This is a genomic window from Photobacterium sp. R1, assembly GCF_054600795.1.
On record NZ_BAAHZP010000943.1, the window covers coordinates 1 to 238 of the forward strand.

The following is a 238-nucleotide window of genomic DNA, read 5'->3' on the forward strand; positions in this document are numbered from 1 at the left end:
CTCATACCACTTGTAATCCTTTGTCCATTATTAGCAACCTGTCTAACAGGTGCCGGACTCATTAATTAAACTCAAATTCGACTTGCTGCTCGCCCAGTAACACTTTGAGATCAGTGATTAAATCATCACTTGGCGTTATCCGCCACTCTGTGCCAAGGGTAAGTTTAGCGCGTGCATTCGAACGCTGATAATAAATATTCACCGGGACAGTACCTGCCCGATGCGGTTCCAGCGCTTT

Annotated in this window: 1 pseudogene; it reads right to left on the minus strand. The window is 45.8% G+C overall.

Annotated features, from left to right (window positions below):
• Positions 1 to 61: 61 nt before the first annotated feature.
• A pseudogene (locus tag ACYP03_RS27860) lies at positions 62 to 238 on the minus strand (OB-fold nucleic acid binding domain-containing protein); the annotation flags it as partial.